Source organism: Rhizobium sp. 10N427 (genome assembly GCF_056394605.1).
On sequence record NZ_JBFTID010000004.1, the window covers coordinates 246,281 to 272,742 of the forward strand.

A 26,462-nucleotide genomic window follows, 5' to 3' on the forward strand; every position below is an offset into this window, starting at 1 on the left:
TGGCTGCCTGCGTCATAGCGTCTTATTAACATTGGCGGACTTATACTGCGTYCCGGCCAAACCCGGTGAGCAAGATCATGAACAGATCGCAGAACGATACCCCATCCATTGCCGTGCTCCTCCCCTGCTACAACGAGGCAGCAACGATCGGCGCCGTGGTTCGCGGGTTCAAGGCAGCGCTTCCCGAGGCCCAGATCTATGTCTACGACAATAATTCGACCGACGGCACGGCGTTGCATGCAATGCTGGCCGGCGCCAATGTCGTGCGCGAGCGGCGTCAGGGCAAGGGCCATGTCGTGCGCCGGATGTTTGCCGATATCGATGCCGATATCTACCTGATGGCCGATGGCGACGGCACCTATGCACCGGAAGACGGCGAAGACCTGATCCGCACGCTTCTGACGGAGCGCGCCGACATGGTGGTCGGCACCCGCCGGAACGTCCGCGCCGACGCAGGCCGTCAGGGCCACGCCTTCGGCAACCGGATTTTCAACGTCCTCTACCGGACGATCTTCGGCCCTGATTTCACCGATATCTTTTCCGGCTATCGCGCCTTCTCGCGCCGTTTCGTCAAGAGTTTTCCGGCGGTATCGGGCGGCTTCGAAATCGAGACCGAAATGTCGGTCCATGCCTCGCGCCTGAAGCTTCCGGTCAGCGAGCTCGAGCTCGATTACGGCCGCCGGCCGGAAGGCTCGCATTCCAAGCTCTCCACCTTCAAGGACGGCGGCAAGATCCTCTGGATGTTTGCCATGTTGATGAAGGAAACACGGCCTTTCGCCTTCTTCGGCATCATCAGCGCAACATTCATGCTGGCAAGCCTTGGTTTCATGACGCCCGTGCTGGCGGAATATTTCGCGACCGGTCTCGTCAGCCGCATGCCGACCTGGGTTCTGTCCATGGCGCTGATGATGATCTCGTTCATGCTTTTCACCGCGGGCACGATCCTTGATTCCGTTGCGCGCTCACGGGCGGAGCAGCTGCGCATCCACTACATGGCAGCTGGTGCCGCAAGCCGACGCGAGCGGCAGCGCACAGAGCTTTCCGAGAATATTGCCGAGCCGGCGCGCAAGCCTGTCGCGGCCCGCAAGGCAGGTGCCGCGTGAAAAAGCTGCTGCGCTTCGGCATCGCCGGCGGGATTGGCTTCGTTGTCGACGCCGGATTGCTGACGCTGTTGCTGCATTTCACATCGCTCGGCCCGTTCATCGCGCGGCTGATTGCGATCGCGCTGGCGATGGTCGTCACCTGGATCTTCAATCGGACATTCACCTTCGACCGCTCGCCGCATTCGCTTGCCGTTGAAGGTTTCCGCTATGGGTCCGTCGGCATCACATCGGCGCTCGTCAACTACGGGCTCTATGCCGCCCTGCTGTTGACGATGCCCGCGCTGCAGCCACTGGCGGCGCTGGTGCTTGCCACCGCCGCGTCGATGTTCCTCAGTTTCTTCGGCTATTCCCGCTTCGTCTTCCGCAGCGAGTGATCAGACCGGCTCCCAGACGTCCTTCTCGCTGGCGCGATAGATCGCGTCGATCACCTTCTGGTTCAGCTTCGAATTTTCCAGCGTGACGACCTCTTCCTGCTCGCCCTTGGCAGCACGAGCAAAGGCTTCCGCCTGCTTGCGATACTGGCGGCTGTCCTGGAAGCGAAAGATGGTCGACTGGTTGTGAGCGCGATTGCTGAGCTCGATCTCCTCGGGCCCCCAGCGGTCAGCATTGAAGGGGGATTTCACCTCGATGAAGCCTTCGGTGCCGTGGAACACCATCAGCTGGCGGTTGGCCATCTGCGTCGAGATGTAGAAGCTCAGCTCGAAATCGCCGAAGTCGGCTTTCACGCTCGAATATATATCGGTGCCGAATTCTGGATCGCGCTCGGTAACGGCCTGGATGCGCAGCGGCTCCAGACCGGTCGAGAAGCGGGTGCTGATCGTCGGGTAGACACCGATATCGGGCAGGCCGCCGCCGCCAAGCTCGGGGATGTTGCGCATGTTGCCCGGATCGCGGTTGAAATAGGTGAAGACACCCTGGACATGGCGTAGCTTGCCGATGGCGCCCTCGGCGATCAGCGAGCGGACTTTGCGCCAGACCGGCGCATAGGTGACCATGAAAGCTTCCGAGATCAGCACCTTGTTGCGGTCCCGCGCCGCAATCAGCTTGTCGATCTCCGCAGCCTTCAGCGCGATCGGCTTTTCGCAGAGGACGTGCTTGCCGGCATCCGCCGCCTTGATCGCCCATTCGATATGCTGCGACGTCGGCAGCGGGATGTAGACGGCGTCGATCTTGTCGGATGCCAGCATTTCTTCGTAGGAGCCGAAGGCATGCGGGGCAGAGAAACGGTCCGCCATCTCGCGGGCGCGGGCCAGATCACGGCTGGCGACGGCGCTGACAACGCAATTTTCGGCATCCTGAATGGCGGGCACAACAGCCTCGCGACCGATCTTGGCGGTGGAAATGATACCGAAACGCAGCATGGATGAGCCTCCCAAAGGTTGATTGCGCGCACCTTATTCACCGGGCGGCAGGCAGGCAATGGCGCGGGTGCAGATCACGAAAGTTTGGTTTCCTTCGGCGCCGGGCTGCACTAGGTTATTCTCCGGCGGCGTTCTGCCGTGTCTGCACTTTCAATTAAATCAGCACTTTAGGAGAGCGCCATGGAAATGCGCCGGCTTGGGAAAACAGGTCTTTCAATTTCCCCGATCGTTTTCGGCGGCAACGTTTTCGGCTGGACTGCCGACGAAAAGACATCCTTCGAGATTCTCGATGGCTTCTTCGACGCCGGTCTCAACACGATCGACACCGCAGACGTCTATTCGGCCTGGGTTCCGGGCAACAAGGGTGGCGATTCCGAGGAAATCATCGGCCGCTGGTTGAAGAAGGGGAAGGTGGCGCGCGACAAGGCTGTCATCATCACCAAGGTCGGTTCCGATATGGGTCAGGGCAAGACGCTCAAGGAACAATATATCCTCAAAGCGGTCGAAGACTCTCTGCGCCGTCTGCAGACGGATTACATCGACGTCTATCTCTCCCATTGGCCGGACGCCGATACGCCGCACGAGGAAAGCCTGACCGCCTATGCCAAGCTGAAGCAGCAGGGCAAGATCCGCTCCTTCGGCTGCTCGAACTACGATGCGCCGCTGCTGCAGGCATCCCTGGACGCGGCCGAAAAGGCCGGGCTGCCGCGCTACGATGTGTTGCAGCCGGAATATAATCTCTACGAGCGCTCAAGCTTCGAGGGACCGCTTGCCGATCTTTGCGTCAAGGAAGACATCGGCGTGATCACCTATTTCAGTCTGGCCGCCGGCTTCCTCTCCGGTAAATACCGCACCAAGGCCGATACGGAGGGCCGGGCGCGCGAGGGGCGTGTTTCCCAATACCTCGACGCCAAGGGCATGCGCATCCTCGATGCGCTCGACAAGGTCGCCGCTGAAACAGGCGGAAAGCCTGCGGAGATTTCGCTCGCCTGGTTGCTGAACAAGAAAGGCGTGACGGCGCCGATTGCCAGTGCTACCAGCCTTTCGCAGCTCGAAAGCCTGGCAAAGGCCGCAAGGCTGCAGCTTTCCAGCGACGCTATGGCGCTGCTCGACAAGGCAGGCGCCTGAGGAGATAATCAATGACCGTGACGATCCGGGATGCGAGACCTGAGGATGAAAGCCGCTGGCGGGACCTCTGGAAGGACTATCTCGAATTCTATGACGTCACCGTCGATGAAAGCATCACCGATTCCACCTGGCGCCGGGTCTTCGATCCGGCGTCGGCAATCTTCATGCGTGTTGCCGAGATAGATGGCGCTGTCGCCGGCTTCAGCCTGTCGCTGACGCATGAGGGCACCTGGATCCATGGCAAGGACTGCTATCTTGAGGATCTCTTCGTCGATCAATCGATCCGCGGCAAAGGCATCGGGCGTGCCCTGCTCGACGATCTCGTCGATCTCTGCAGGGCGAACGGCTGGTCCCGGCTCTACTGGCATACGAGCGAGAGCAACGCGCGGGCACGGGCACTCTACGACAGCTATGTCGAGAGCGACGGACATATCCGGTATCGTATCAATATCTGAGCGGCGGGAAGCCCTGGTAGAATTCGGAATGATCGCCCTCCCAGTTGGCCATGCCTGACTTGGTCAGGATACCTCGCGGGCGCACGTAGCTCTGGATGATCCGCCGCGGACGCTCGTGCCATTGAATGTTGAAAGCCCATAGCTTCGGGAAGAAGCAGAGCGCCGCGTAGGGAAGCTTGTCGTGGATCCACCAGGCAAGCCGTTGCCAATCCTCTTCGTCGCGGTAGGTATCGACGAGCCAAGGGACGACAACGCAGGCTGTCGCTCCCATGCAGCCATCGAGATCCCGCATATCCCAGATATGATCGGCTGCCGTCGCGGCATTTGACGAGCAGTTCAGCTTGTTCCTGTTGCCGAAGCCGTTCACTTCTGCGGACCTGTAGCCCGACCGGATGTGAAGGCGGCCGAATGTCGCCTGCAGCGGCTCCAGAAGCTCCTCGCAAAGCCGCCTGCCCGCCTCGATCGCCAATTCCGGATCGTCGGGAATATTCGGAATGCGATAGAAATCGACGATCTCGGAATGGAGGAAGTCGCGGAAGAAGAAATTCTTCGAGAGCCGCGCACGCCCCATGTCTTCCAAAGACTTCATCGATCCCGGCTTTTTCATCAGCGCACTCCTCTTGCCACGCAGAGCATCGGCGAATTCGCTGCGTGTTTCCACCCGGTTTCGGCAAAACGGTCGCGATCCCGGGTTGGTAACGCGGCGCTGGCCCGCAAAGTAATTCGAGCGACCGCGTGTGCCAGAAAAGCGAAACGGCAGAAAATCGAAACTCCGCACGCGTCACGGATCAATAAAGGCAGCGGATCCGGCGAATAAAACGGCTCGCAACTTATAATACCAAAGGTATTGCGGCTTTCGCACAACCTAGCCTTCTTTTTGCATCGACCGGCACTAGTTAGAAGGCATGACCGGAAATGGGGGACAAATCATGCCGGATGCCAAGAAGGACAGCGCGAAAGCGATATCAAGCAATCTGTCCGATATCGAAGGCCGTATGCTCGTGCTGGAAATCGTGGCGATGACATCGCTCGCCATGGTGCTCGATACATCCGATCCCGAGAATGCCAAAATCGGTCGAGGCGTGCTCTATCTCATCCGCGAGGCGGTGGAGAAAAAGTGTGAGGAAATGAACCTGTCCGAAGAGGCGACGGATACGGCGCAGGTCTATGTGGAGGAGCTTCTCCAGACAGCGATGCATTCGCTCTTTCCGGAAAAACACTAGGGATAAAGAAAAACCGGCTTCCGCCGGTTTCTCCTTTGATTTTCTGAACCTAGCTTCGCAGCACGCCGCCGGTGAATTTTGTCACGCTGGCGATGATCTTCTGCGTCAGCGCTTCGAAATCTTCGTCCGTCAGCGTCCGCTCGACGGGCTGGATCTGAACTTCGATGGCCACAGACTTCTTGCCCTCGCCGAGCGATGCGCCTTCGAAGACATCGAAGACATTGACGCCGGTGATCAGCTTGCGATCGACGCCGCTGGCAGCCTTGAGGATCGCACCCGCTTCTACCGACTTGTCGACCACGAAAGCGAAGTCGCGCTTGACGGCCTGGAAAGCCGAAAGCTCCAGCGCCGGCTTTGTGCGCGTCGCCTTCTTCTTCGGCTCAGGCATGGCATCGACATAGACCTCGAAGCCGCAGAGGGCGCCGGAGACGTCGAGCGCTTCCAGTGTCGAGGGATGGAATTCGCCGAAATAGCCGAGGACGACCTTCGGACCCATCTTGATCGTGCCGGAGCGGCCCGGATGATACCATTCGGGGCCGCCCTGCTCGATCTGGATATTGCCCATCGGCAGACCGCAGGCTTCGATCACGGCAAGCGCGTCGGCCTTGGCATCGAAGACATCAGCGGGCTTGCCGCCGCCCTTCGCCGCGTTCGACCACATACGGCCGGCGCCGGCCATCGTTGCCGTTCCGCGGCGGATGCCGCCAGCAACGCGGCGCTGGCCTTCCGGCCGGTCGTTTTCGTAGGTGCCGGAGACTTCGAAGATCGCAACGTCGCCATAGCCCTTGTCAGCATTGCGCTGGGCAGCGGTCAGCAGACCCGGTAGCAAAGAGGGGCGCATATCCGACATTTCGGCAGCAATCGGGTTGGCAAGCTTTAGCGCCGGCGAACCGCCGCCGAAAAGCTTCGCCTGATCTTCCGGAATGAAGGACCAGGTGACGGCTTCCAGCATGCCGCGCGAAGCAAGCGCGCGCTTGGCGGTGCGGGTACGGATCTGCAGCGTCGTAAGGATCTTGCCGTTGACGGCAGCATGACTTTCGAGCGGCGCCGGCTTGATCTTGTCAACGCCGTGGATGCGCATGACTTCCTCGACGAGATCGGCCTTGCCATCGACATCGGGACGCCAGGAGGGAACGGCGACTGAAACGCGCTCGCCGGAGCCGGAGACCGCGAAGCCGAGGCGACCAAGGATCGCATTGCTCTCCTCGGTCGAGACTTCAAGGCCGGTCAGGCGCTTGACTTCGGAATAGGGGAAATCGACGATCTTGGCTTGATAGCCCTTGTATCCGACAACCTCAGCCTTGGCAGGCTTGCCGCCGCAAAGTTCCAGAACCAGTTCGGTGGTGCGCTCAAGGCCCGGGATCATGTATTCCGGATCGACGCCGCGCTCGAAGCGATAGCGGGCATCGGTAATGATGCCGAGACCGCGGCCCGACTTAGCGATATTCATCGGATCCCAGAGGGCCGACTCTATCAGGACATCGACGGTATTCTCGTCACAGCCGGAATGCTCACCACCCATAATGCCGCCGATCGACTCAACGCCGTTGTCGTCAGCGATGACGACGTTGTTGGCGCCGAGCTTGTATTCGCGCTGATCGAGCGCCAGCACCGTCTCGCCATCCTTGGCGCGGCGAACCGTCAGGTTGCCCTTGACCTTGGCAGCGTCGAAGACGTGCATCGGGCGGCCCTGATCGAAGGTCATGTAGTTGGTGATGTCGACCAGCGCATTGATCGGGCGCAGACCGATTGCCAGCAGGCGCTGCTGCATCCACTTGGGGCTCGGGCCGTTCTTGATGCCGCGCACGATGCGCAGGCCAAAGCCCGGGCAAAGCTTCTCGTCATCGAGATCGAGCGTCACCTTCACCGGCGTCTCGCCTTCGACAGCGAAGGACGGCGCTGGGCGGGTCTTCAGAGTGCCGAGACCGGAAGCGGCGAGATCGCGGGCGATGCCGTAGATCGAAGTGCAGTCCGGACGGTTCGGCGTCAGGTTGATCTCGATCATGGGATCGTCGAGATGAGCATAGGCGGCGAAAGACGTGCCGACAGGCGCATCGGCAGGCAGGTCGATGATGCCGTCGTGATTATCCGACATGTTCAGCTCCTTTTCGGAGCACATCATGCCGTGGCTTTCGACGCCGCGAATCTTGCCGACACCAAGCGTCACGTCGATCCCGGGCACATAGTCGCCCGGTTGCGCCAGCGCGCCGACGAGGCCGGCGCGGGCATTCGGCGCACCGCAGACGATCTGCAACGGCTTGCCGCCATTGACGTCAGGGCCGGCATCAACCGACAGCACCTTCAGACGATCGGCTTCCGGATGCTTTTCAGCCGACAGAACCCTGGCGATGACGAAGGGCTTGTAAGCAGCCTTGTCATCGACATCCTCGACCTCAAGACCGATTTCCGTCAGGCGGGTGCAGATTTCATCGAGCGTGGCGTCGGTATCGAGGTGATCCTTGAGCCAGGAGAGCGTGAATTTCATAGGTCCAATCCTCCCTTACGCGCTCAGGCCGCCGAACAGCGTCGGCATGTCGAGCGGGCGGAAGCCGTAGTGGTTCATCCAGCGGACGTCGGCGTTGAAGAAGTCGCGCAGGTCGGGCATGCCGTATTTCAGCATGGCGATGCGGTCGAGGCCCATGCCCCAGGCAAAGCCCTGATATTCGTCCGGATCAAGGCCACCGGCGCGCAGCACGTTCGGGTGAACCATGCCGCAGCCGAGGATTTCCATCCAGTCGGTGCCTTCACCGAACTTGACGATCGGGCCGGAGCGGTCGCACTGGATATCGACCTCGAAGGACGGCTCCGTGAACGGGAAGAAGGACGGGCGGAAGCGCATCGTCACGCTATCGACTTCGAAAAAGGTCTTGCAGAACTCTTCCAGCACCCAGCGAATATTGGCGACATTGGCCTTCTTGTCGACGACGAGGCCCTCGACCTGATGGAACATCGGCGAGTGCGTCGCGTCACTATCCTGGCGATAGGTCTTGCCGGGGATGATGATGCGGATCGGCGGCTTCTGCGCTTCCATGGTGCGCACCTGCACCGGCGAGGTGTGCGTGCGCAGAACCTTGCGCTCACCGTTCTCGTCCGGATTGAAGAAGAAGGTGTCATGCATTTCGCGGGCCGGATGTCCCTCGGGGAAATTCAGGGCCGTGAAATTGTAATAGTCGGTTTCGACGTCAGGCCCCTCGGCGATCGAGAAGCCCATGTCGCCGAAGATCGCGGTGATCTCGTCGACGATCTGGCTGATCGGGTGGATGCGGCCGCGCTCTGCCGGAGACGAGCGGACCGGCAGGCTGACATCGACGGTCTCCGCCTTCAGGCGCGCATCGATGGCCGCCCGCTTCAGATCGCTCTTGCGCAGGTTGATGGCATCGGTCACCACAGTCTTCAGCGCATTGATCGCCGCACCGCGCGTCTGGCGCTCTTCCGGCGACATCGCGCCGAGCGTCTTCAGCAGCTCGGAGACGGATCCCTTCTTGCCGAGTGCGCCAACCCGCACCGCTTCGATCGCAGGCTCGTCGGCAGCGGCCGCGACATCGGCCAGCAGTTGCATTTCCAGAGTTTCGAGTTCGGTCATCTTTTCCTGCCTTGCGGGCGTCAATGTGCTTCAGGAAGCGTGTTTCAAGTAACTGGTGGCCATGATGAACTGCCGCAGATCACTACCCATGTGAACGCGGCCAATCAACCGGGCAAACCACAAAAAGGCGCCCAGAAAGCCGGTGAGTTTGTGCAGTTCGTCAATGGCGCCGGCCGGTGCTGCCTCGCACCACGCTTTATAGGCCCGGTCATGGGTTTGACTGCCCAGCCGGGCGCGGCCTGCGATCTGCAGGAAGAGCAGCCATATGTCGCGCGCCTGCGCCGTAGCCAGCGGCATGACGGTGTCAGGTTCTTCTTCGAAATCCATGAAGCCGATGCGGCCATCCTTGACGAACATGTCGCGCGGAAACGGGCGCCCATGGCACAGACCCTTGGCGTGAAGCCGGCCGAGCTCGCGAGCGCAGAGGACGAGCAGATCGTCATGGGCTACCGGATCGCTGCCAGCCATTGCGCGCAGCTGCTGTCCGACAGTCAAGCCGACATCGCTGAAAACGACGGCACTGCCGGACGAATAGACAACGCGCGCCGTCGGTACGTCCTTGGATGCGAACATGGTGATACGCCGGATTTCGCGCTGTGCCATGCCTTCGTCATCCAGCGCCGGTGAAGGCCGGAGAAACGGCGCACCAACCAGATTGGCGATCATGCGCTGCAGAAAGACCCAGCGCGAAGTGCACTCCGTGCCATAGCGCTTGATCCAGACGGCCCCCTGCGACAGCGGCACACACTCAACCCTGTGCGAACCCGACAGCAGCGCAGTGAGAAGAACCGGAATGTCCTCCTCGCTCAGGCCGCGTCCGGCTTCCAGATTGTCGATAGCGTCCGCCACGTTCCCGTGACTCCCATTTCAAATCGCAAACAAAAACCCGCGCCAGCTAGCCAGCGCGGGTTTAAAAACATCGAAACTGAGGTTCGATAGCGCCGGCTTAGTTAACCGCTGCTTCAAACTCGTTCTTCGTGCCGGCGTCCTTGAGGTACTCAAGGGCCTTCTTGGAAGCATCGACGAGAGCGCCGAATGCTGCAGGCTCATGGATCGCCATGTCGGAGAGAACCTTACGGTCGACTTCGATGCCAGCCTTGTTCAGGCCGTCGATGAAGCGGCCGTAGGTCAGGCCGAATTCGCGCACAGCAGCATTGATACGCTGGATCCAGAGCGCGCGGAAATTGCGCTTGTTGACCTTGCGGTCGCGGTAAGCGTACTGCTTGGAGCGGTCAACCGCTGCCTTAGCCGTACGGATGGTGTTCTTGCGGCGGCCGTAAAAGCCCTTTGCGGCCTTCAGAACCTTCTTGTGCTTGGCGTGGGCGGTAACGCCTCTTTTTACACGTGCCATTTCATGATCTCCTTAATCTACAACGTTCGCGGAAGAGTCTTAGAGACCGTTCGGCAGATAGTTCTTCACAACCTTGCGGCCATCGGGTTCAGCCAGAACCATCGTGCCACGTGCATCGCGAATGAACTTGTTGCTACGCTTGATCATGCCATGGCGCTTGCCAGCAGCTGCAGCCTTGACCTTGCCGGTTGCGGTGATCTTGAACCGCTTCTTGGCAGAGGACTTCGTCTTCATCTTGGGCATTTTGCTACTCCGTTTCTGTCCTCCCTGCATGTTTCAAAGAAACCCTCGAGCGATGTCCGGAAAACCGGCCGTCGCAACCAGGTGCGGGAGCGTTTGTTGTTGATCTGCGGGCCCGGTGACGAAACCTGCCCGCAAGCATTCGAAACTGCCACGGCATGCCCTGCCGGTCAGTTCGGACGCGCGCTTATAACCGCAGTGTCATGAAAGTGCAACGGGGCGGCCGGCGGAATCTTGGCACTCAGGCCGCGGGCATCAGATTCTTCGGCGCGGGCAAGGCCAAGGTGACTTCCAGGCCGCCGAGATCCGAGCGCGAAAGCACAATCCTGCCGCCGTAAGCCTCGGCGATGTCGCCGGAAATGGCAAGCCCGAGACCGGAACCTGCATGCGCATCGTCAGCGCTGACGCCGCGCTTCAACATCATCGCATAGTTTTCGGGAGGCACGCCAGGGCCGTCGTCGCCGACCCGGAGGATAACGGCCTCGCCTTCCCTCGACGCCGAGACATCGATGCGGGAGCGGGCAAAGCGCACCGCATTGTCGAGAATGTTGCCCATGGCCTCAGCGACATCGGCGGGATCGGCTTCGATGGTCAGCGCCGGATCGATATCGACTTTCCAGCCAACGCCCTTGCCGTCGGTGACCGGTGAGAGAACACTGACCAGCTTGCCCGATATGCCGAGAAGCGACGTCGTCGCCATGCGTTCGACACCCATCCTCGCGGCCTGCAATTGCCGGTCGGCCCGCTGGCGCGCGAGTTCGATCTGCTGCAGGGCGGTGTCGCGCTTGTCATCCGGCAGGCTTTCGACGAGATGGGACAGAACCGTCAGCGGCGTCTTCAATCCATGCGCTAGATCGCTGGCCCGCGATCGTGCCCGTTCCACGGCGGTTTCGCGCTCCGCCAGCAGAAGATTGATCTCGTTGACCAGCGGGCGGACCTCGCTCGGTCCTTCGGCGCCGATATGGGCGCTGCGGCCGGCGCGGATATTCGCCACCTCGTTGCGCAGGCGCACCAGCGGCTTCAGGCCGATCAGCCCCTGCAGAAAAGCGGCGGCAAGCAGAAGCAGGCCGGTTGCGGCCAGCATCAGCTGCAGCGGCCGATGATAATTCGACAGCGCGCTTTCCATCTCGTCTTTGGAGAAGGCCGTATAGATCGTGAAGTGTTTGCGCGCATCACCCTCACCGACAGACATCGCCTTCACGGTGACCAGGATCGTCGCCCCATCCGGCCCTTCGGCCTCGTGAAACCCGCAATAGAGATCCCTGGAGAGGCTATCCCTGGTCAGTTCCTCGTCCCAGAACGACCGCGAACGGAGCGGCGGCTGAGTGGGGTCGTCGGGCGTTATCTGCCAGTAGCGTCCGCCGGCCGGTGTCTGGAACCGCGGATCGGACGGTTCGCTGATCAGCGAAAGCCCGCCGTTTTCGATTGCCAGACGGGCGCCCAGAGCATCCGATACCGCGGTCATCTCGTTCGCATACTGGTCGGCCAGATAGTCTTCGAACAGATGACCGAGGACGAACCAGACCAGCGCGAGAGCGACGGCAATCGCAACAAGGGCGCCAGCAGCCAGGCGGAAGCGCAATGACTTCGTCATCGTGTCTTGCCCGGCAGCAGGTATCCGAAGCCGCGGCGCGTTTCTATCGCGCCGCTATCGGTCTTCTTGCGCAATCGCGCCACCATGGCCTCGACGGCATTCTTGGCGGCGTCGTCATCACGGCCCTGGACCTGGCTCGCAAGTTCCGCTGGCGTCAGCACGGCGCCCGGACGATCGATGAACACGGAGATCATCCGGTACTCGAGAGGGCTCAGATCAAGTTCACGGCCATCGAAAGTCACGCGGCGGGCCTGCTCATCCAGCGTGAAGCGGTCGGCCGATTTCACCCGCTGCTGCATCCTGCCTGATCGGCGCAACAGGGCGCGAAGGCGTGCCAGCAACTCCTCGCTGCGGAAGGGCTTTGGCAGGTAATCGTCGGCCCCGGCGTCGAAACCATCGACGCGTTCCATCCAAGAGCCGCGGGCCGTCAATACGAGAACCGGCGTTTCGAGACCATTGGCCCGCCAGCGCTTGAGGATCGACAGGCCATCCATGCCGGGAAGACCGAGATCGAGGACGATGGCAGCGTAATCACCAGTTTCGCCCTGCTCCCAAATTTCGGGGCCGGACTTCAAGGTTTCGACGAGATAGCCTTCGCGTCCCAACGTCTCGGCAAGGTGCACCGATATATTGGCGTCGTCTTCGGCCAGCAGGATCTTCATCGGTCACTTGTCCCCGATCACTTCGCCACTGCGGGCATCGACACGCAGCGTGCGTATGGTGCCTTTTCCATCCCGAAGCTTGAGCTGATAGACATCACTGAACAGCGAGCGGCTGAGAATGACGTCGATCACCCGGCCGTAACGGCGGGAATCGATCTTCTGCAGCAGCGATTTCAGCGGCAGGATGCGGCCTTCGCGCACGGCATCGCGTGCGCGGTCGTAATCGGCGCGACCGGAGCCGCTGCCGCTGCTCGTTCCGTGGCCACCGTGATCATCGCCTCCGCCGTCGTCATCGCCGCCGTGGCCGCCATGATCGTCTCCGCCATCGTGGCCGGAGCCTCCCGATCCCGAGTTCGAGCCTGAACCGGAGCCGCTCGAACCGCTGCTGCCGGAACTGCCACTACTGCCGCCGCCATCTTTTGCCGCCGCCGGAGACGCAGACAGTGCGGCCGCAACGATAGCGGCTGACAGCAGGAGAGCGGTCGATCTGCGGGTGAAAGACATGCCTGATCCGGACCTCATATACGGCTGATAAACTGAACGCTTACATGCACCCGCACAAGAGGCATAGGAAAACGGGCTTGAAACGGCAGATGCTCCGCCGGCAAACGGCGGAGCATCGATCTTCCGGGGCGGGCGGAAGAACCAGGCGATTACGGCGCTGCCGCAGGCCTGATGGAAACATTGGTGATTGGGCCGGGGTTACGGACGGCATCGGAGCGGTGCGGCTTCACCTCGACGGTCTGGACGCCGTGTTCCAATTCGACCTCGACTTCCAGCCTGCGGCCCAGCTGATCGACGGCGATAAGCGAACCGTTGAGCAGGCCTTGAAGACTTGCCGCAGAAACCGAGAGCGGAACGCGGGGACGATCGCTGCGGTCATTCTCGCGGCCGCGGCGTCCACTATCATCCGCCCCCGCAGCAACCGTCCGGCCGCCATGGCGATCGCCGCCATTGTCGTCATCGCTGGAGTTGCCGCCACTCCGGCCGCGGCCGCTGTTGCTGCCACTGTCGTGGCCGCCGCCGTGGTCGTCGCCGGAGGCATCGTCGCTGCCGCCGCGGCCCGAACTGCCGCTGCCGCCGTCATGACCGCCACGGGCATAGGCAGCCGAGGAAAAGAGGGAATATCCCGAAGGCTGAAGGGCGGGTAGAGCAGCGGCCAGCGCAAGCGCGGCGGCCGAGGCCAGCGTGATCCTTTGAAGACGGGGGGCCATGGTCGTTTCCTTTCCATCCGTGTTTCGATGGAAGGAGCATGACATCTCCTGGCTGACAGGCCGCTGAGCGGGCCTGTCAGCAGACTGTCAGAAAGCGGCCCCAGAAAACACAAAAGCCGCCCTTGCGGACGGCTTCGATGCATCTTGATGGACCGCGCTCACTTGGGCGCGAGCACCATCATCATCTGTCGGCCTTCAAGCTTCGGCTCGGCTTCGACCTTTGCATATTCGGTCGTGTCGGCCTTGACCTGCTGAAGCAGCTTCATGCCCAGTTCCTGGTGAGCCATTTCACGGCCACGGAACTTCAGCGTTACCTTTACCTTGTCGCCTTCTTCGAAGAAGCGGCCCATCGCCTTCATCTTCACGTCATAATCATGCGTGTCGATGTTCGGGCGCATCTTGATTTCTTTGACTTCGACGATCTTCTGCTTCTTGCGCGCTTCGGCAGCCTTCTTCTGGTTGGCATATTTCAGCTTGCCCAGATCGAGAATCTTGCACACAGGCGGCTCGGCATTGGGGGAAATTTCCACCAGGTCGAGACCGGCTTCCTCAGCCATTTTCAACGCCTGATCGGTGGCAACGATGCCCAGGTTCTGTCCCTCTGCGTCAATCAGCTGAACACGGGGTATGCGAATTTCCCGGTTCGAACGCGGCCCTTCCTTAACGGGCGCGTCGGTTTTAAAAGGTCTGCGAATGGTCGTACTCTCCTCGAGTTGTTGAATGCTGCAGCTCGTACTCCCACGGGGGCACAAACGGGGTCTCGTTATCGCTGCAACGGAGTCAGTAGCACGCTTTAGCGGAAAAATCACCCGCTGTCAGCCTGTCAAGAATCTGTTTTATAGGCAGGAACAACAGGAGTTCAGCCGTGTCCGAGACATCCATCGCCCCTCAGCCGAAGTTTATCACCGCCGGAGAGGGTGACGACGCCCGCCAGATAGCCTTCATTCTGCGTCAGGCGAATGCTGGACCGGACGCCCCTGTGCTGCTCTGGCTTTCGGGATATCGCTCGGATATGAGCGGCACCAAGGCAATCGAGCTTGACAGGCTGGCGGCGGAAACCGGTCTTGCCTGCCTCCGTCTCGATTATTCGGGCCACGGGCTTTCCGGCGGCAAATTTACCGACGGGACGATCTCGCGCTGGCTTGAGGAGACGCTCGCGGTTCTCATGCATGTCAATCCGAAGCGCGTCATTGCTGTCGGATCGTCGATGGGAGGGTGGATCGCGCTGCGCCTGGCCCAAGAACTGGGCAAGATCGCCGATGGACCGAAGCTCGAGGGCATGGTGCTGATCGCGCCCGCGCCGGATTTCACCTCGGATCTGATCGAGCCGCATCTGACCAAGAAGGAACGCGCCTCTCTGGAAGAGCGCGGCTATTTCGAAGAAAAGTCGGAATACAGCCCCGAGCCCAATATCTATACCCGGGCCCTGATCGAGGACGGCCGCGCCAACAGGGTGTTGACCGGGATCATCCAGACAGGATGCCCGGTTCATATCCTGCAAGGCATGAAAGATCCCGATGTGCCCTATGCACATGCCATGAAGCTGATCGAGCATCTGCCGTCCGACGACGTGGTGCTGACCTTCGTTCGCGACGGCGACCACCGGCTTTCGCGGCCGCAGGATATCGAGCGCATGCTTTCTGCGGTCAGCGCGCTTATCCGTCAATAAGCGAATTCGGATGCACGAATAGTATCTCCGGTTGAGAGGATACCGCGCAAGCCCACCTTCTGTGGCATTTTAACCATGTCCGAGAGTTGTAACTCCCTACCAAGAAGTAACGATTGACTCCGAACGCCCCTCCCCGTTAACTCTTTGTTAATAAATACAAGGGCGATGCAGGGAATACGGGCGTGCGGATCAAGGGTTACCTCGTGGCCATGATGGCCATGCTAGCGATGTCTTCGGCTGCCTTGCCGGCTTCGACATCCAACCTCTCCATGGTTACCGGCGGAGCGACATCGCAGCCGATCGGCCATTACGATTTCTGTCAGATCCACCGCGACGAATGCGGCCCGAACCGCAATACTGCGAACATGCAGATGACCCCCGACCAGTGGACGCTGGTGCGTTCGGTCAACACGACAGTCAACACCACGATCAAGCCGATGACCGACAAGGAAATCTACGGCAAGGACGAGGTCTGGGCCTATCCGACGACGGCAGGCGACTGTGAAGACTATGCGCTTCTGAAGCGCCGCATCCTCATTCAGCGCGGCTTTTCGCCGGCAAACCTTTTGATGACGGTCGTACGCAAGCCTGACGGTGAGGGGCATGCGGTTCTGACCCTGCGCACCACGGATGGCGATTTCATTCTCGACAATCTCTCGACCAACGTGAAGCCATGGTTCGACACGAACTATTCCTTCATCAAGCGCCAGTCGAGCTATAATGCCGGGCGCTGGGTCACCATCGAGAATGGCCGCGACGTTCTGGTCGGCGCCCTGCAATAATTACATCTACCGGTTCTTGGGTGGCCTTCCGAAGCTTGCTTCGGGAGGCCTTTTTTTGTGCCTGAAAGCCCTCAGCCGTTGCCGATCAGGATGCCCGCACCGAGCACAAGTCCGCCGCCGACGACCACCTGGAAGGCGGCGCGCAGGAACGGCGTTTCCATATACTTGTTCTGAATGAAGGCGATTGCCCAGAGTTCGAAGAAGACGACGACGGCCGCGGTGATCGTCGCCGTCCAGAAATGCGGGATCAGATAGGGCAGCGCGTGCCCGAGGCCGCCGAGCGCCGTCATGATACCGCAGGCGAGGCCTCGCTTGATCGGCGATCCACGACCGGAAATCTTGCCGTCGTCATGCGCCGCCTCGGTAAAGCCCATGGAGATACCGGCGCCTACAGAGGCGGAAAGACCGACGAGGAAGGTTTGCCAGGTATCCTGCGTGGCGAAAGCGGCGGCGAAGATAGGCGCAAGCGTCGAGACAGAACCGTCCATCAAGCCGGCCAGGCCGGGCTGCACATAGGTCAGCACGAACTGGCGGCGAACGCCTTCGTTCTCTTCTTCCTTGACGGTCTCCGGTGTGTGCTTTTCTCCGAGCATGCGGGCGATATCTTCATGCCCCTGCTCGGCCAGCGCCAGATCGCCAAGAAGCTGACGGGTCGAGGCGTCGGTGGTCTGCTTGGCCGCCTCGACATAGAAGCGGTAGGCCTGCTCTTCCATTGCCTCCGTCTCGCGCCGCATGGCGTCGAGCGACAGGTTCTTGCGCAGCCAGTCGGGTTTGCGATCGTAGAAGCCCTGCACATGCTCGCGGCGGATCAGCGGGATGCGCTCGCCGAAGCGCTGGCGATGAATTTCGATCAGTGACCGCCGATGGGTACTTTCCACCTCGGCCATGTCTTCGAATACCTTTGCACTCGCAGGATAGTCACGCTTCAACTGATCGGCATAGGCGAGATAGATGCGCGCATCATCCTCTTCCGAGGCGATTGCAAGTGCCAGGATTTCCTGTTCAGACAATGATTTGAATGATCGCTTCTGCGACCTGAAAAGACGCGCCAACATCGGCATGCTCCAATAATTTAGAATTATTCTAATCTAAATAGCCCCGCGGCGGGGGTCAAGATCGAAGGCACCCGATTTGACAGATTGCCGCAATCTTCAGTTCCGCCTTTGGCGGCGCGCCCGCAACGCCTATATGAAAGGCGCCGTCGCAGACGGCAAAGCCGGGGTGTTTTAAAAATGAACAACGAATTGCAGGGCCGCGCTGCCCATGTTGCGGCGATCCGCGAGCGTGCGGAAGCCGAGATGAAATCGATCGGCATCGACGATGCCTTTATCGAGACGCTGGTCGAGACATTCTACAGCCGGGTGCTTTTACATCCCGAACTCGGGCCGGTCTTCGATGCGCGGCTTTCGGGGCGGTGGCCGGAGCATATGGAAAAGATGAAAAGCTTCTGGTCTTCCGTTGCCTTTCGCAGCGGGGCCTATGGCGGAAAGCCCGTTCAGGCCCATACCGGCGTCGCCAACATGACGCCGGAGCTCTTTCCCAAATGGCTGGCGCTGTTTGCAGCGACACTTGACGATATCGCTCCGACCCTGGAGGCCAAGGCCTGGTTCATGGCAACTGCGGAGCGCATTGCCCGGAGCCTGACCCTCTCGCTGTTCTACAATCCGGCCCTGGACGATCCGGCGCGCGAGCGCGCCTGACCGTCACGCCTTGCCGGCGAAGAAGGTCGCGCCGGCACTTGCCAGCACCACGAGTGTCGTTCCGGCCATCTGTAGCAGCGTCATCGGCTGCGTCAGAATGACGAAACCGGCGGCGGCGCCAATCGCCGGTTCCAGACTCATCAGAATGCCGAAAGACGCCGTGGGCATGCGCCGGAGCGCCGTCATTTCCAAGGCATAGGGCAGAAGCGGCACGAGAAGGGCCAGTCCCGCCATCTCGATCAAGCCGGAGCCATCAAGGTGGGGTACAGCGCCCGTGAAGCCGAAAGGCGTGGCAACGACAGCAGCGACGAGCAGCGACATCGACAGGCCTTCGAAGCCCTTGAAGGTAGCGCCGACCTTCTTCGTCAGCAGGATATAGATGGCCCAGCCGGTTCCGGCACCGGCTGCAAAGAGCACACCCGGCAGATTGCCGACCCAGCCTTCGCCATCATAGGCGAGGAACAGCACGCCGGCGGCTGCGACGACGGGCCAGATCAGACGGCGCGTCAATCCATAGCCGAATGTCGCAACCGACAGCGGCCCCAGAAAGTCGATGGCAACGGCAAGGCCGAGCGGGATATGCTGGATCGCCGCGAAGAAGCAGATCGTCATCAATGCCGTGATCGTGCCAAGCACAAGGGCACTGATCCACTGCTCGCGGCTATAGCGCAGAACCGGAGGGCGAACGACGACAGCAAGGATCAGCGCCGCGAAGACCAGGCGGAGCCAGGAAGCCCCTGCCGGTCCATAGGTAGCGATCGCGTGCGAGGAAAGCGCCGCGCCGAACTGGATCGACGACATCGAAAGAAGGCACATCAGGGCGCCCGTTGCGACGCCACTCGACGGCACGGCTGCTGCCGAGCCGTCCGCATTCAACGCCGCATTTTCAGGCTGTGCGCCCATTGCTTCCTCCCGATTTTCAGCTCTGAATAGGGCTGGAGGACGACGGGGGCAAATTCAAACTTCTGATGCGAGGAGAAGCTCTATTGATGGCTAGCGATTGCGCCCGGTATCCAGCGCTTCTTCGGCATCATCAAGCGACATCTCAAAAACCTTCTTGCCGATATCGAAGCTGAAGCCGGCCCGGGCAAAAGCCGACAGTTCCTTGGCCTTGCGCTTCTCATCGAGCTCGCTCTTGCGGAACGGGCCGAAGGCGCGCTTGCGGGCCAGAACGACGGCTGCGTAAAAGTCGTCCGCTTCGGCAACAGCTGTTTCCACGGTGCTCTTCGCAATACCTTTTAGCGACAGCTTCTGGGCGATTGCCCGCCTGGATCTGCCGCTGCGCATGCCCGAGCGCGTACCGATTTCGGCATAGGCTGTGTCGTCGAGCGCCTTGTTGTCATAGGCAAACTTCACGGCGGAATCGGCAAGCGCCTTGACCTGCGCCTCGCTGATGTCCTCGAACTTCTGCCGCGCCTTGCGGGCGATGGCATCGAACAGCTGCTTCTCCGTATGCATCCGCCGCTCTAGGCGGTAGATCGTCGAGTTGCGCGCCCACGAAAACATGCGCGGCGTCGGCACGTCGGATGGCTGCGTTTCCTCTTCCAAGCCGCTTAGGCCTCCAGACCCTTGAGGACATTGGCAACGTTCAAGCCGATTTCCGGCACGCCGTAACCACCTTCCATGCAGGTCAACACCGGCAGTCCCGTCGACGCAATCATCGCTCCCATGCGGATGAAATCGTCCGAAGTGAGCTTGAAGAAGGAGATCGGATCACGCTCGAACGTATCGACGCCGAGCGAGACAACGATTGCTTCGGCGCCGAACGCCTTGATGCGGCTGAGCGAATCGGCAAGTGCCGCGGACCATTCGTGCCAGGCCGTTCCGCGCGGCAGTGGATAGTTGGCATTACTGCCCTCGCCTTCGCCTTCACCCGTCTCGTCCGCATAGCCCCAGAAATACGGAAAGGCGTTCGCGGGCTCGCCATGCAGCGAGGCGAAGAAGATGTCGCCGCGGCGGTAGGTGATATCCTGCGTGCCGTTGCCATGGTGAAAATCGACATCGAGGATCGCGACCTTCCTGGCGCCGAGATCGAGCAGGCGCTGCGCGGCGACGGCAGCGTTGTTGATGAAGCAATAGCCGCCGAAGAGATCGATGCCGGCATGATGGCCAGGCGGGCGGCAGAGCGAGAAGGCAAAGCGATTGCCTGAATTCAGCCAGTCGGCACCCGACATCGCGCATTGCATCGAGGCGATCGCCGCCTCATAGGTGCCATTGGTAATCGCGGTCTCCGCCGCATTGGCATAATAGCCGAGAAGCGCGCCGATGTCGGTCGGCACCCGCAAGGTCGAGCGGCGCACGGGAAAGGACGCCGGGATCGCCTCGCCTTCAGCGCCTGTCGCCGCCCACATGTCCCAAGCCTTGGACAGGAAATCGAGATAACCGGCATCATGCACCTTGCGGGCCGTTTCCAGACCATGGCGGACCGGCGCGGCAACATCTCTGAACCCGGCATCCTTGACGGCATCCAGAATCCATTCGGCGCGGAAGGGGCCTTCAAAGGGCGTGACCAGCTGTCCGTTGTGCAGCTCGGTCTTCGCGTCACGCAGCTTGTGGTCTTCGGAATAGATGACGCGCATGGCGCATGCCCCTCGTTATGTCGCGGATAAGGCGCGGTGACGCGCCGATTTGTCAATGGGTCCGGAGCGGCTCAAACAGCCAGCCGCTTGTAGAACAGCGTCGTCGAGCAATAGCCGCCGTCCGGCCACATCGCGTATTCAGGGATGACGCCGGCGCGTTCCCAGCCGAAGCGTGGATAGATCGCTTCCGCGTCGCTGCCGGTCGCCGTATCCAGAACCAGAAGATGCTTGCCGTGACGGGCAGCCTCCTTCTCGATCGCCTCCATCAGGAGACGTGCGAGCCCATGACCACGCGCCGAGCGGTGAACGAGCAGTTTCTTCAGGTCGCCGCGGTGCGGCTGGTTCGGCATCGTGGCAAAACCGACCTGAACGGTACCGAGAATCCGGCCATCGACGACAGCCACGGCAAGCAGATTGACCCCGGCTTCGACGCTCTCGGCGACACCTTGCCAGTAGGGCTCGGCATCCTCGGCCGTATAGGGCTGCATGAAGCCGACGGAGGCGCCGCCCGCGACGCAGTCGACCAGCACCTCGCAAAGCTCCGGAATGGCCGAGCGGGTTTCATCGGCGGTCAAAAGGCGTATCGAAGTCATCAGAGATCTCCTGGATATCATCGCGAATTGCGGCTCAGCACGACGCAGTAACGGGCGGGCTTGCTCGACGGATTGTGGAAGACGTGCCCCTCGCCGACAGGCATGAAGAGGCAATCGCCGGGAAAGAGACGGTGAACCTTGTCCCCGGCCGTCATCTCCATCTCGCCTCCGAAAACCCAGATATGCTGGGTCATGCCGTGGCTCGCCGCATGCGGCGGAAAGCTGACACGGGCGCCGGCCGGAAACTCGACGTCGACGATATCGACGTCCGACGTGGTGCCGGGCGGGGAGACGGCGCGTCTGATATAACCGGTCTCCGGATCCCGCCACACCTGTTGCTCGTGACGCCGGGCAAGCGGTGACGCCGCGCTTTCTTCTTCCGCAAAGAAGGTCGAGAGGGACAGGCCAAGTGCTGCGCAGACGCGCGCCAGCAGCGATGCCGTAGGGCTTGCCTCGGCGCGTTCGATGCGCGAGATCATCGCCCGGCTGACGCCCGAATTGCTGGCGAGGTCATCCAGCGTCAGACCTTTTTCCAGCCGCAGACTGCGGATCCTCGCACCGATCGCCGCTTCCAGTTCTTGCTCCAACAGTCGGCTCCATATTTCTACTATACGAGAAATACATGATCCGATGATGGAATCAAGTGGCGCCTGGCGCCGCCATTTATCCTAAACAAACTCCTGCTTTTCCCCTATGCGTCAAGGGAAGGCGCTGCTATATGGCGCGCATGAGCACCAATTCTACCCGCACTCCGCTTGACCATATCCGCAACTTCTCGATCGTGGCCCATATCGACCACGGCAAGTCGACGCTGGCCGACCGTCTGATCCAGACGACCGGCGGCCTGGCCGAGCGCGACATGTCGGAACAGGTGCTGGATTCGATGGATATCGAGCGCGAGCGCGGCATCACCATCAAGGCCCAGACCGTTCGCCTGCATTACAAGGCGAACAACGGCGAAACCTATATTCTGAACCTCATCGACACGCCTGGCCACGTCGACTTTGCCTATGAAGTGTCGCGGTCGCTGTCGGCCTGCGAAGGTTCGCTGCTCGTCGTCGATGCCTCCCAGGGCGTCGAGGCGCAGACGCTTGCCAACGTCTATCAGGCGATCGACAACAACCACGAGATCGTCACCGTCCTCAACAAGATCGACCTGCCGGCCGCCGAGCCGGACCGCATTCGCGAGCAGATCGAGGAAGTGATCGGCATCGACGCATCCCAGGCCGTACTGATTTCCGCCAAGACGGGTCTCGGGATTCCGGATGTCCTGGAAGCCATCGTCCACCAGCTGCCCGCGCCGAAGAGCGAAGGCGGCGACAAGGCGCCCCTGAAGGCGCTGCTGGTCGATAGCTGGTACGACACCTATCTCGGCGTCATGGTTCTGGTGCGCATCCTCGACGGCGTGCTGACCAAGGGCCAGACCATTCGAATGATGGGCACCGATGCCAAATATCAGGTCGAGCGCGTCGGCGTGCTGACCCCGAAGATGCTGGCCGTCGACAGCCTCGGCCCCGGCGAGATCGGCTTCTTCACCGGCTCGATCAAGGAAGTGGCCGATACCCGCGTCGGCGACACGATCACCGAAGACAAGAAGCCGACGGCGCAAGCGCTGCCGGGCTTCAAGCCGGCCCAGCCGGTCGTGTTCTGCGGCCTCTTCCCGGTCGATGCGGCCGATTTCGAGGACCTGCGCGCTGCGATGGGCAAGCTGCGTCTCAACGACGCCTCCTTCTCCTTCGAAATGGAATCGTCCGCCGCACTCGGTTTCGGTTTCCGCTGCGGCTTCCTCGGCCTGCTGCATCTGGAAATCATCCAGGAACGCCTGGAGCGCGAATTCGACCTCGACCTGATCGCAACGGCGCCTTCGGTCGTATACCACCTGTCGATGACCGACGGCTCGACGCGCGAGTTGCACAATCCGGCGGACATGCCTGACGTCGTGAAGATTTCCGAGATCGAGGAACCCTGGATCAAGGCGACGATCCTGACCCCGGACGACTATCTCGGCGGCATCCTGAAGCTCTGCCAGGACCGCCGCGGCATCCAGACCGAACTCACCTATGTCGGCAAGCGCGCCATGCTCTCCTACGAGCTGCCGCTCAACGAAGTGGTGTTCGATTTCTACGACCGCCTGAAGTCGATCTCCAAGGGCTACGCCTCGTTCGACTACCATCTGCACGGCTATCGCGAGGGCAACCTCGTGAAGATGTCGATCATGGTCAACGGCGAGCCTGTTGATGCGCTTTCCATGCTGGTCCACCGTTCGGCCGCCGAAAAGCGCGGCCGCGACATGTGCGAAAAGCTGAAGGACCTGATCCCGCGCCACATGTTCAAGATCCCGATCCAGGCGGCGATTGGCGGCAACGTCATCGCCCGCGAAACGATCTCCGCCATGCGCAAGGACGTGACCGCCAAGTGCTACGGCGGCGACGCCACCCGCAAGCGCAAACTTCTGGACAAGCAGAAGGAAGGCAAGAAGCGCATGCGCCAGTTCGGCAAGGTGGATATCCCGCAGGAAGCCTTCATCGCCGCGCTGAAGATGAAGGACGAATAGCGCTTCTCAAATCCAACTGATGCGCATATTCTTTGCGCATCAGCTATGGAGAGCGCCTCGCCTCAACATGTCCGTAAGCCAGCGAATTTATCGCTTGACGAAGAGCTTGTGACACAAGCGCAGGATCTCAAGATCAATTTGTCACGGGCTGCCGAAGATGGAATAGCGCAAGCCATAAAGGTCGAGCGCGAGCGGCTTTGGCGTATTGAAAACGCCGAGGCGATTGCAGCTTCCAACGCCTACGTCGAAAAACACGGTCTTCCGCTGCAGAAATATCGGCAGTTCTAGTGGCACGGTTTCATGTCTATAGCCTTCGCCACGGCGATGCGCTTGTTCTTGACCTACAGTCCGACCTACTTGATGAACTGACGACCCGAATGGCGGTGCCGATGCTGCCGCCGGACGAACTTTCGCGTGTCATGTCTTCCAGGGCCTCTAAGCCGGCTGCGCCATATATTCCTTCACCAGCCCCTCATACGCATCCATTTCGGGCAATGCCGGATAGCTGTGTCTTGCTCCCGTTTCGGCAAAAGCCAGCTTCTCGCTCGTCCAGGTCTCGATGAAGGGCGCGAACCAACTGGTATCGTCGAACATCGTGGCGCGGACATTGACGAACCAGTCCATGCCCTCTGGCTTGGTGAACATCCAAGTCATGCAATAGGGGCAGAAATAGTGGTGCGCCTCGGGGCCGTGAAGGCCGCCGATCACGGGCTCGCCCCTGGTGACCTCGAAGCCCGCTGCCGGAATGGCGGCACTCAATGAATAGGCGCTCGAGGACATCTTCTGGCAGCCCGTGCAGTGGCACGCCATGGTCAACAGCGGCTTGGCGCTGATCTTCAGCCGAACCTGACCGCAACGGCAACCACCCTCCCAAGGCAACGCGTTCTCGCTCATCCTCTCCTCCTGTTGTCACTTGCTGATCTAGGACGCATGTACGGCGCTTCCAGCACTAGTCTCGCTTGACTGGCCGGGCGGGATTGCCGACCACGGTTGCGCCCGCCGCAACATCTCTTGTCACCACGGAGCCCGCGCCGACGATCGCGCGATCGCCGATCGTCACCCCGCCGAGAATGATCGCGCCGCCGCCGATCCAGACGTCTTCGCCGATCACGACCGTACGAGCGATCTCGATGCCCTGGCGACGCAAGTCAGGGTCCTTGTGATGCTCGGCGCAATAGATCTGAACGCCCGGACCCAGCATCGAGCGGCTGCCGATATGCACTCGTCCGGAATCGAGGATCGTGCAGCCGGCATTCAGATAGACACGCTCGCCGAAGCTCAGATTGATGCCATAGGAACAATGGAACGGCGCCTCGATGAAAACGTCATCCGCCACGTCGCCACACAAGGCCTTCAGCGCTGGAGCGATCATGCCGCGCGCATCTGGCGCCATCGTATTGTGCTGATGCACCGCATGGCGTGCCGCGACGCGGAGACGATCGAGTTCGGGGTCGAGACAGCAGTACCATTCACCCGCCGCCATCTTTTCGTAGTCGCTGGCCATGGCTGCCTCAGGCGCTCAGGCGGCTGTCTGCAGCGCCTTCCGAGGCGACCGACGGCCTGATGGTGCCGATGAAGGCGCGCGCGATCGCGAGGCCAGCCTGATCGGCATCGGCGGCATGTCTGGCCGCAGTCAGCGCAAACCGCTCATGCCAGCCGGGCTCGATGCTCTCGACCATATCACGGAATTCGGCATTCCATTTGGTCACGACTTCCAAATTGGCTTCGAAATGGAACTGCGTACCATAGACGGCCCTGCCGATGCGGAAGCATTGGTTGGGGACAGCCGCCGTCGACGCGAGACGGATGGCGCCGGGCGGCAGCGTGAAGGTATCGGAGTGCCATTCGAAGATCGGGAAGCGGTCGCCTATCTCGCCGAAGAGCGGATCGGCACGCCCGTCCGCCGTCACATCGACGGGCGTCCAGCCGAATTCGCGTGTCGCGTCCAGAATATTCTCGGCACCATAGGCACGGGCGAGAACCTGGCTGCCGAGGCAGATGCCTAGCACGGATTTCCCGGCATCGCCGAATTCGCGCATCAAAGAGGCGAGCGCCGGCAGATAGGGATAAGCTTGATCATCGACAGCGCTCTGCTCACCACCGAGTACGACAAGCGCGTCGTAGCCGTCGAGACCGGCAGGCAAGGCCTGGTCCTTCCACGGACGGAACCACTCAAGCACGGCACCGGCCTCATCGAGGGCGTCACCAAGCGCGCCGATATGCGTGTTCGGCATGTTTTCAACAACGGCAACCCGCATTTTCATCTCCTGCTTCGTACCCGGAAGTGATCATGAGCGGCAGTGACATGCAAGCAGCCGGATTGCGCGGACCGGGCTAAGCTTCTAAATCGGAGAGAGATCGAAAGGAACGCCGCATGATCGACAAAGCCCGTGTGACCATTCTCTATTGCACGCAGTGCAACTGGCTGCTGCGCGCCGGCTGGATGGCTCAGGAACTGCTGCAGACCTTCACCGACAGTCTGGGCGAAGTGGCGCTCATTCCAGGCACCGGCGGCAATTTCGAGATCCGGGTGAATGGCGGCCTGATCTGGGAGCGCAAACGCGACGGCGGCTTTCCCGGACCGAAGGAGCTGAAACAGCGGGTGCGCGACATCATCGAGCCCGATCGCGATCTCGGCCATACCGACCGTGCATCACTGGAAAGCTGACAC

At 61.0% G+C, this 26,462-nt stretch carries 32 protein-coding genes; 11 read left to right on the forward strand and 21 right to left on the reverse strand.

Going from position 1 to position 26,462, the window contains the following annotated elements:
• The first annotated feature begins 77 nt into the window (after nt 1-77).
• Together AC1DIJ_RS10965 and AC1DIJ_RS10970 are read left to right on the forward strand one after the other, a co-directional pair.
• Complete coding sequence (locus tag AC1DIJ_RS10965) at nt 78-1,103, forward strand: glycosyltransferase (RefSeq protein ID WP_112385153.1); 1,026 nt, start codon at nt 78-80, stop codon at nt 1,101-1,103.
• Nucleotides 1,100-1,477: a GtrA family protein gene (locus AC1DIJ_RS10970; protein WP_112385152.1), complete on the forward strand. Its 378-nt coding sequence runs from the start codon at nt 1,100-1,102 to the stop codon at nt 1,475-1,477. Before AC1DIJ_RS10965 ends, AC1DIJ_RS10970 begins: the two co-directional genes overlap by 4 nt.
• Here the strand turns inward: AC1DIJ_RS10970 and AC1DIJ_RS10975 are convergent, their stop codons facing one another.
• Entirely contained in the window at nt 1,478-2,464 is a 987-nt protein-coding gene (locus tag AC1DIJ_RS10975) for a Gfo/Idh/MocA family protein (RefSeq protein ID WP_112385151.1), read from the reverse strand.
• A 180-nt stretch (nt 2,465-2,644) separates the two neighbouring features.
• On the opposite strand from AC1DIJ_RS10975, the gene AC1DIJ_RS10980 reads away from it, so the two are divergent.
• On the forward strand, nt 2,645-3,592 hold the full coding sequence (locus AC1DIJ_RS10980; RefSeq protein WP_112385150.1) for an aldo/keto reductase: 948 nt from the start codon (nt 2,645-2,647) through the stop codon (nt 3,590-3,592).
• An 11-nt stretch (nt 3,593-3,603) separates the two neighbouring features.
• Nucleotides 3,604-4,047, forward strand: a complete 444-nt coding sequence (locus AC1DIJ_RS10985; protein WP_112385149.1) for a GNAT family N-acetyltransferase — start codon at nt 3,604-3,606, stop codon at nt 4,045-4,047.
• Here AC1DIJ_RS10985 and AC1DIJ_RS10990 read toward each other — a convergent pair.
• Nucleotides 4,037-4,654: a hypothetical protein gene (locus AC1DIJ_RS10990; RefSeq protein WP_112385382.1), complete on the reverse strand. Its 618-nt coding sequence runs from the start codon at nt 4,652-4,654 to the stop codon at nt 4,037-4,039. The genes AC1DIJ_RS10985 and AC1DIJ_RS10990 overlap by 11 nt on opposite strands.
• 322 nt (nt 4,655-4,976) lie before the next feature.
• Between AC1DIJ_RS10990 and AC1DIJ_RS10995 the strand changes: the two genes are divergently transcribed.
• Entirely contained in the window at nt 4,977-5,270 is a 294-nt protein-coding gene (locus tag AC1DIJ_RS10995) for a hypothetical protein (protein WP_112385148.1), read from the forward strand.
• Between the two features lie 49 nt (nt 5,271-5,319).
• Here AC1DIJ_RS10995 and pheT read toward each other — a convergent pair whose 3' ends face one another.
• The 10 genes from pheT to infC form a co-directional block, all read right to left on the reverse strand.
• Nucleotides 5,320-7,755 carry a phenylalanine--tRNA ligase subunit beta gene (gene pheT, locus AC1DIJ_RS11000; protein ID WP_112385147.1) on the reverse strand — a complete coding sequence of 812 codons (2,436 nt, stop codon included), beginning with the start codon at nt 7,753-7,755 and terminating at the stop codon, nt 5,320-5,322.
• 15 nt (nt 7,756-7,770) lie between these two features.
• Nucleotides 7,771-8,853, reverse strand: a complete 1,083-nt coding sequence (gene pheS / locus AC1DIJ_RS11005; protein WP_112385146.1) for a phenylalanine--tRNA ligase subunit alpha — start codon at nt 8,851-8,853, stop codon at nt 7,771-7,773.
• Nucleotides 8,854-8,883: 30 nt separating this feature from the next.
• On the reverse strand, nt 8,884-9,702 hold the full coding sequence (locus AC1DIJ_RS11010) for a protein kinase family protein (RefSeq protein WP_112385145.1): 819 nt from the start codon (nt 9,700-9,702) through the stop codon (nt 8,884-8,886).
• A 97-nt stretch (nt 9,703-9,799) separates the two neighbouring features.
• Nucleotides 9,800-10,204: a 50S ribosomal protein L20 gene (gene rplT / locus AC1DIJ_RS11015; RefSeq protein ID WP_112385144.1), complete on the reverse strand. Its 405-nt coding sequence runs from the start codon at nt 10,202-10,204 to the stop codon at nt 9,800-9,802.
• Nucleotides 10,205-10,243: 39 nt separating this feature from the next.
• Entirely contained in the window at nt 10,244-10,447 is a 204-nt protein-coding gene (gene rpmI / locus AC1DIJ_RS11020) for a 50S ribosomal protein L35 (protein ID WP_007813308.1), read from the reverse strand.
• Nucleotides 10,448-10,685: 238 nt separating this feature from the next.
• On the reverse strand, nt 10,686-12,038 hold the full coding sequence (locus AC1DIJ_RS11025; protein WP_112385143.1) for a sensor histidine kinase: 1,353 nt from the start codon (nt 12,036-12,038) through the stop codon (nt 10,686-10,688).
• Complete coding sequence (locus AC1DIJ_RS11030; RefSeq protein WP_112385142.1) at nt 12,035-12,700, reverse strand: response regulator transcription factor; 666 nt, start codon at nt 12,698-12,700, stop codon at nt 12,035-12,037. Before AC1DIJ_RS11030 ends, AC1DIJ_RS11025 begins: the two co-directional genes overlap by 4 nt.
• Nucleotides 12,701-12,703: 3 nt before the next feature.
• The gene (locus AC1DIJ_RS11035) at nt 12,704-13,204 is read right to left on the reverse strand and encodes a hypothetical protein (protein ID WP_112385141.1); all 501 of its coding nucleotides are present in this window, start codon (nt 13,202-13,204) and stop codon (nt 12,704-12,706) included.
• Between the two features lie 149 nt (nt 13,205-13,353).
• Complete coding sequence (locus tag AC1DIJ_RS11040; RefSeq protein WP_112385140.1) at nt 13,354-13,914, reverse strand: hypothetical protein; 561 nt, start codon at nt 13,912-13,914, stop codon at nt 13,354-13,356.
• 158 nt (nt 13,915-14,072) lie between these two features.
• Nucleotides 14,073-14,609 (reverse strand): translation initiation factor IF-3, encoded by a 537-nt coding sequence (gene infC / locus AC1DIJ_RS11045; protein ID WP_112385381.1) that lies wholly within the window; start codon nt 14,607-14,609, stop codon nt 14,073-14,075.
• Nucleotides 14,610-14,779: 170 nt separating this feature from the next.
• On the opposite strand from infC, the gene AC1DIJ_RS11050 reads away from it, so the two are divergent.
• Together AC1DIJ_RS11050 and AC1DIJ_RS11055 are read left to right on the forward strand one after the other, a co-directional pair.
• The gene (locus tag AC1DIJ_RS11050) at nt 14,780-15,583 is read left to right on the forward strand and encodes an alpha/beta fold hydrolase (RefSeq protein WP_112385139.1); all 804 of its coding nucleotides are present in this window, start codon (nt 14,780-14,782) and stop codon (nt 15,581-15,583) included.
• A 182-nt stretch (nt 15,584-15,765) separates the two neighbouring features.
• A complete protein-coding gene (locus tag AC1DIJ_RS11055) occupies nt 15,766-16,365 on the forward strand; it encodes a transglutaminase-like cysteine peptidase (RefSeq protein WP_112385138.1) in 600 nt (199 codons plus the stop codon).
• Nucleotides 16,366-16,436: 71 nt separating this feature from the next.
• On the opposite strand, the gene mbfA is transcribed toward AC1DIJ_RS11055, so the two are convergent.
• Nucleotides 16,437-17,420: an iron exporter MbfA gene (mbfA, locus tag AC1DIJ_RS11060; protein ID WP_112385137.1), complete on the reverse strand. Its 984-nt coding sequence runs from the start codon at nt 17,418-17,420 to the stop codon at nt 16,437-16,439.
• A gap of 177 nt (nt 17,421-17,597) precedes the next feature.
• Between mbfA and AC1DIJ_RS11065 the strand changes: the two genes are divergently transcribed.
• Nucleotides 17,598-18,065 carry a truncated hemoglobin gene (locus AC1DIJ_RS11065; protein ID WP_112385136.1) on the forward strand — a complete coding sequence of 156 codons (468 nt, stop codon included), beginning with the start codon at nt 17,598-17,600 and terminating at the stop codon, nt 18,063-18,065.
• 3 nt (nt 18,066-18,068) lie between these two features.
• Here the strand turns inward: AC1DIJ_RS11065 and AC1DIJ_RS11070 are convergent, their stop codons facing one another.
• The 5 genes from AC1DIJ_RS11070 to AC1DIJ_RS11090 form a co-directional block, all read right to left on the reverse strand.
• A complete protein-coding gene (locus tag AC1DIJ_RS11070; protein ID WP_112385135.1) occupies nt 18,069-18,968 on the reverse strand; it encodes an EamA family transporter in 900 nt (299 codons plus the stop codon).
• A 90-nt stretch (nt 18,969-19,058) separates the two neighbouring features.
• A complete protein-coding gene (recX, locus tag AC1DIJ_RS11075) occupies nt 19,059-19,613 on the reverse strand; it encodes a recombination regulator RecX (RefSeq protein WP_112385134.1) in 555 nt (184 codons plus the stop codon).
• A gap of 5 nt (nt 19,614-19,618) precedes the next feature.
• A complete protein-coding gene (locus tag AC1DIJ_RS11080) occupies nt 19,619-20,644 on the reverse strand; it encodes a histone deacetylase family protein (protein ID WP_112385133.1) in 1,026 nt (341 codons plus the stop codon).
• Between the two features lie 71 nt (nt 20,645-20,715).
• Nucleotides 20,716-21,237, reverse strand: coding sequence for a GNAT family N-acetyltransferase (locus tag AC1DIJ_RS11085; protein WP_112385132.1), 522 nt, complete (start codon nt 21,235-21,237; stop codon nt 20,716-20,718).
• A gap of 17 nt (nt 21,238-21,254) precedes the next feature.
• On the reverse strand, nt 21,255-21,824 hold the full coding sequence (locus tag AC1DIJ_RS11090) for a helix-turn-helix domain-containing protein (RefSeq protein WP_112385131.1): 570 nt from the start codon (nt 21,822-21,824) through the stop codon (nt 21,255-21,257).
• A gap of 131 nt (nt 21,825-21,955) precedes the next feature.
• Between AC1DIJ_RS11090 and lepA the strand changes: the two genes are divergently transcribed.
• Nucleotides 21,956-23,791: a translation elongation factor 4 gene (gene lepA, locus AC1DIJ_RS11095; RefSeq protein ID WP_112385130.1), complete on the forward strand. Its 1,836-nt coding sequence runs from the start codon at nt 21,956-21,958 to the stop codon at nt 23,789-23,791.
• Between the two features lie 45 nt (nt 23,792-23,836).
• Nucleotides 23,837-24,079: a type II toxin-antitoxin system CcdA family antitoxin gene (locus tag AC1DIJ_RS11100; protein WP_112385129.1), complete on the forward strand. Its 243-nt coding sequence runs from the start codon at nt 23,837-23,839 to the stop codon at nt 24,077-24,079.
• Between the two features lie 147 nt (nt 24,080-24,226).
• On the opposite strand, the gene AC1DIJ_RS11105 is transcribed toward AC1DIJ_RS11100, so the two are convergent.
• From AC1DIJ_RS11105 to AC1DIJ_RS11115, 3 genes are read right to left on the reverse strand one after another with little or no spacing between them, the layout of a single operon-like run.
• A complete protein-coding gene (locus tag AC1DIJ_RS11105; RefSeq protein WP_112385128.1) occupies nt 24,227-24,685 on the reverse strand; it encodes a GFA family protein in 459 nt (152 codons plus the stop codon).
• 55 nt (nt 24,686-24,740) lie between these two features.
• Nucleotides 24,741-25,295, reverse strand: a complete 555-nt coding sequence (locus tag AC1DIJ_RS11110) for a sugar O-acetyltransferase (RefSeq protein WP_112385127.1) — start codon at nt 25,293-25,295, stop codon at nt 24,741-24,743.
• A 7-nt stretch (nt 25,296-25,302) separates the two neighbouring features.
• Nucleotides 25,303-26,049 carry a type 1 glutamine amidotransferase gene (locus tag AC1DIJ_RS11115; protein WP_112385126.1) on the reverse strand — a complete coding sequence of 249 codons (747 nt, stop codon included), beginning with the start codon at nt 26,047-26,049 and terminating at the stop codon, nt 25,303-25,305.
• Between the two features lie 116 nt (nt 26,050-26,165).
• Here AC1DIJ_RS11115 and AC1DIJ_RS11120 point away from each other — a divergent pair, with 116 nt between their 5' ends.
• The gene (locus tag AC1DIJ_RS11120) at nt 26,166-26,459 is read left to right on the forward strand and encodes a SelT/SelW/SelH family protein (RefSeq protein ID WP_112385125.1); all 294 of its coding nucleotides are present in this window, start codon (nt 26,166-26,168) and stop codon (nt 26,457-26,459) included.
• Nucleotides 26,460-26,462 lie beyond the last annotated feature (3 nt).

Coding starts and splice junctions, on each gene's coding strand:
- AC1DIJ_RS10965 (WP_112385153.1), top strand. CDS start 78: ATGAACAGATCGCAGAACGATACCCCATCCATTGCCGTGCTCCTCCCC.
- AC1DIJ_RS10975 (WP_112385151.1), bottom strand. CDS start 2,464: ATGCTGCGTTTCGGTATCATTTCCACCGCCAAGATCGGTCGCGAGGCT.
- AC1DIJ_RS10980 (WP_112385150.1), top strand. CDS start 2,645: ATGGAAATGCGCCGGCTTGGGAAAACAGGTCTTTCAATTTCCCCGATC.
- AC1DIJ_RS10985 (WP_112385149.1), top strand. CDS start 3,604: ATGACCGTGACGATCCGGGATGCGAGACCTGAGGATGAAAGCCGCTGG.
- AC1DIJ_RS10990 (WP_112385382.1), bottom strand. CDS start 4,654: ATGAAAAAGCCGGGATCGATGAAGTCTTTGGAAGACATGGGGCGTGCG.
- AC1DIJ_RS10995 (WP_112385148.1), top strand. CDS start 4,977: ATGCCGGATGCCAAGAAGGACAGCGCGAAAGCGATATCAAGCAATCTG.
- pheT (WP_112385147.1), bottom strand. CDS start 7,755: ATGAAATTCACGCTCTCCTGGCTCAAGGATCACCTCGATACCGACGCC.
- pheS (WP_112385146.1), bottom strand. CDS start 8,853: ATGACCGAACTCGAAACTCTGGAAATGCAACTGCTGGCCGATGTCGCG.
- rplT (WP_112385144.1), bottom strand. CDS start 10,204: ATGGCACGTGTAAAAAGAGGCGTTACCGCCCACGCCAAGCACAAGAAG.
- rpmI (WP_007813308.1), bottom strand. CDS start 10,447: ATGCCCAAGATGAAGACGAAGTCCTCTGCCAAGAAGCGGTTCAAGATC.
- AC1DIJ_RS11025 (WP_112385143.1), bottom strand. CDS start 12,038: ATGACGAAGTCATTGCGCTTCCGCCTGGCTGCTGGCGCCCTTGTTGCG.
- AC1DIJ_RS11030 (WP_112385142.1), bottom strand. CDS start 12,700: ATGAAGATCCTGCTGGCCGAAGACGACGCCAATATATCGGTGCACCTT.
- AC1DIJ_RS11035 (WP_112385141.1), bottom strand. CDS start 13,204: ATGTCTTTCACCCGCAGATCGACCGCTCTCCTGCTGTCAGCCGCTATC.
- AC1DIJ_RS11040 (WP_112385140.1), bottom strand. CDS start 13,914: ATGGCCCCCCGTCTTCAAAGGATCACGCTGGCCTCGGCCGCCGCGCTT.
- mbfA (WP_112385137.1), bottom strand. CDS start 17,420: ATGTTGGCGCGTCTTTTCAGGTCGCAGAAGCGATCATTCAAATCATTG.
- AC1DIJ_RS11065 (WP_112385136.1), top strand. CDS start 17,598: ATGAACAACGAATTGCAGGGCCGCGCTGCCCATGTTGCGGCGATCCGC.
- AC1DIJ_RS11070 (WP_112385135.1), bottom strand. CDS start 18,968: ATGGGCGCACAGCCTGAAAATGCGGCGTTGAATGCGGACGGCTCGGCA.
- AC1DIJ_RS11080 (WP_112385133.1), bottom strand. CDS start 20,644: ATGCGCGTCATCTATTCCGAAGACCACAAGCTGCGTGACGCGAAGACC.
- AC1DIJ_RS11085 (WP_112385132.1), bottom strand. CDS start 21,237: ATGACTTCGATACGCCTTTTGACCGCCGATGAAACCCGCTCGGCCATT.
- lepA (WP_112385130.1), top strand. CDS start 21,956: ATGGCGCGCATGAGCACCAATTCTACCCGCACTCCGCTTGACCATATC.
- AC1DIJ_RS11100 (WP_112385129.1), top strand. CDS start 23,837: ATGGAGAGCGCCTCGCCTCAACATGTCCGTAAGCCAGCGAATTTATCG.
- AC1DIJ_RS11105 (WP_112385128.1), bottom strand. CDS start 24,685: ATGAGCGAGAACGCGTTGCCTTGGGAGGGTGGTTGCCGTTGCGGTCAG.
- AC1DIJ_RS11110 (WP_112385127.1), bottom strand. CDS start 25,295: ATGGCCAGCGACTACGAAAAGATGGCGGCGGGTGAATGGTACTGCTGT.
- AC1DIJ_RS11115 (WP_112385126.1), bottom strand. CDS start 26,049: ATGCGGGTTGCCGTTGTTGAAAACATGCCGAACACGCATATCGGCGCG.
- AC1DIJ_RS11120 (WP_112385125.1), top strand. CDS start 26,166: ATGATCGACAAAGCCCGTGTGACCATTCTCTATTGCACGCAGTGCAAC.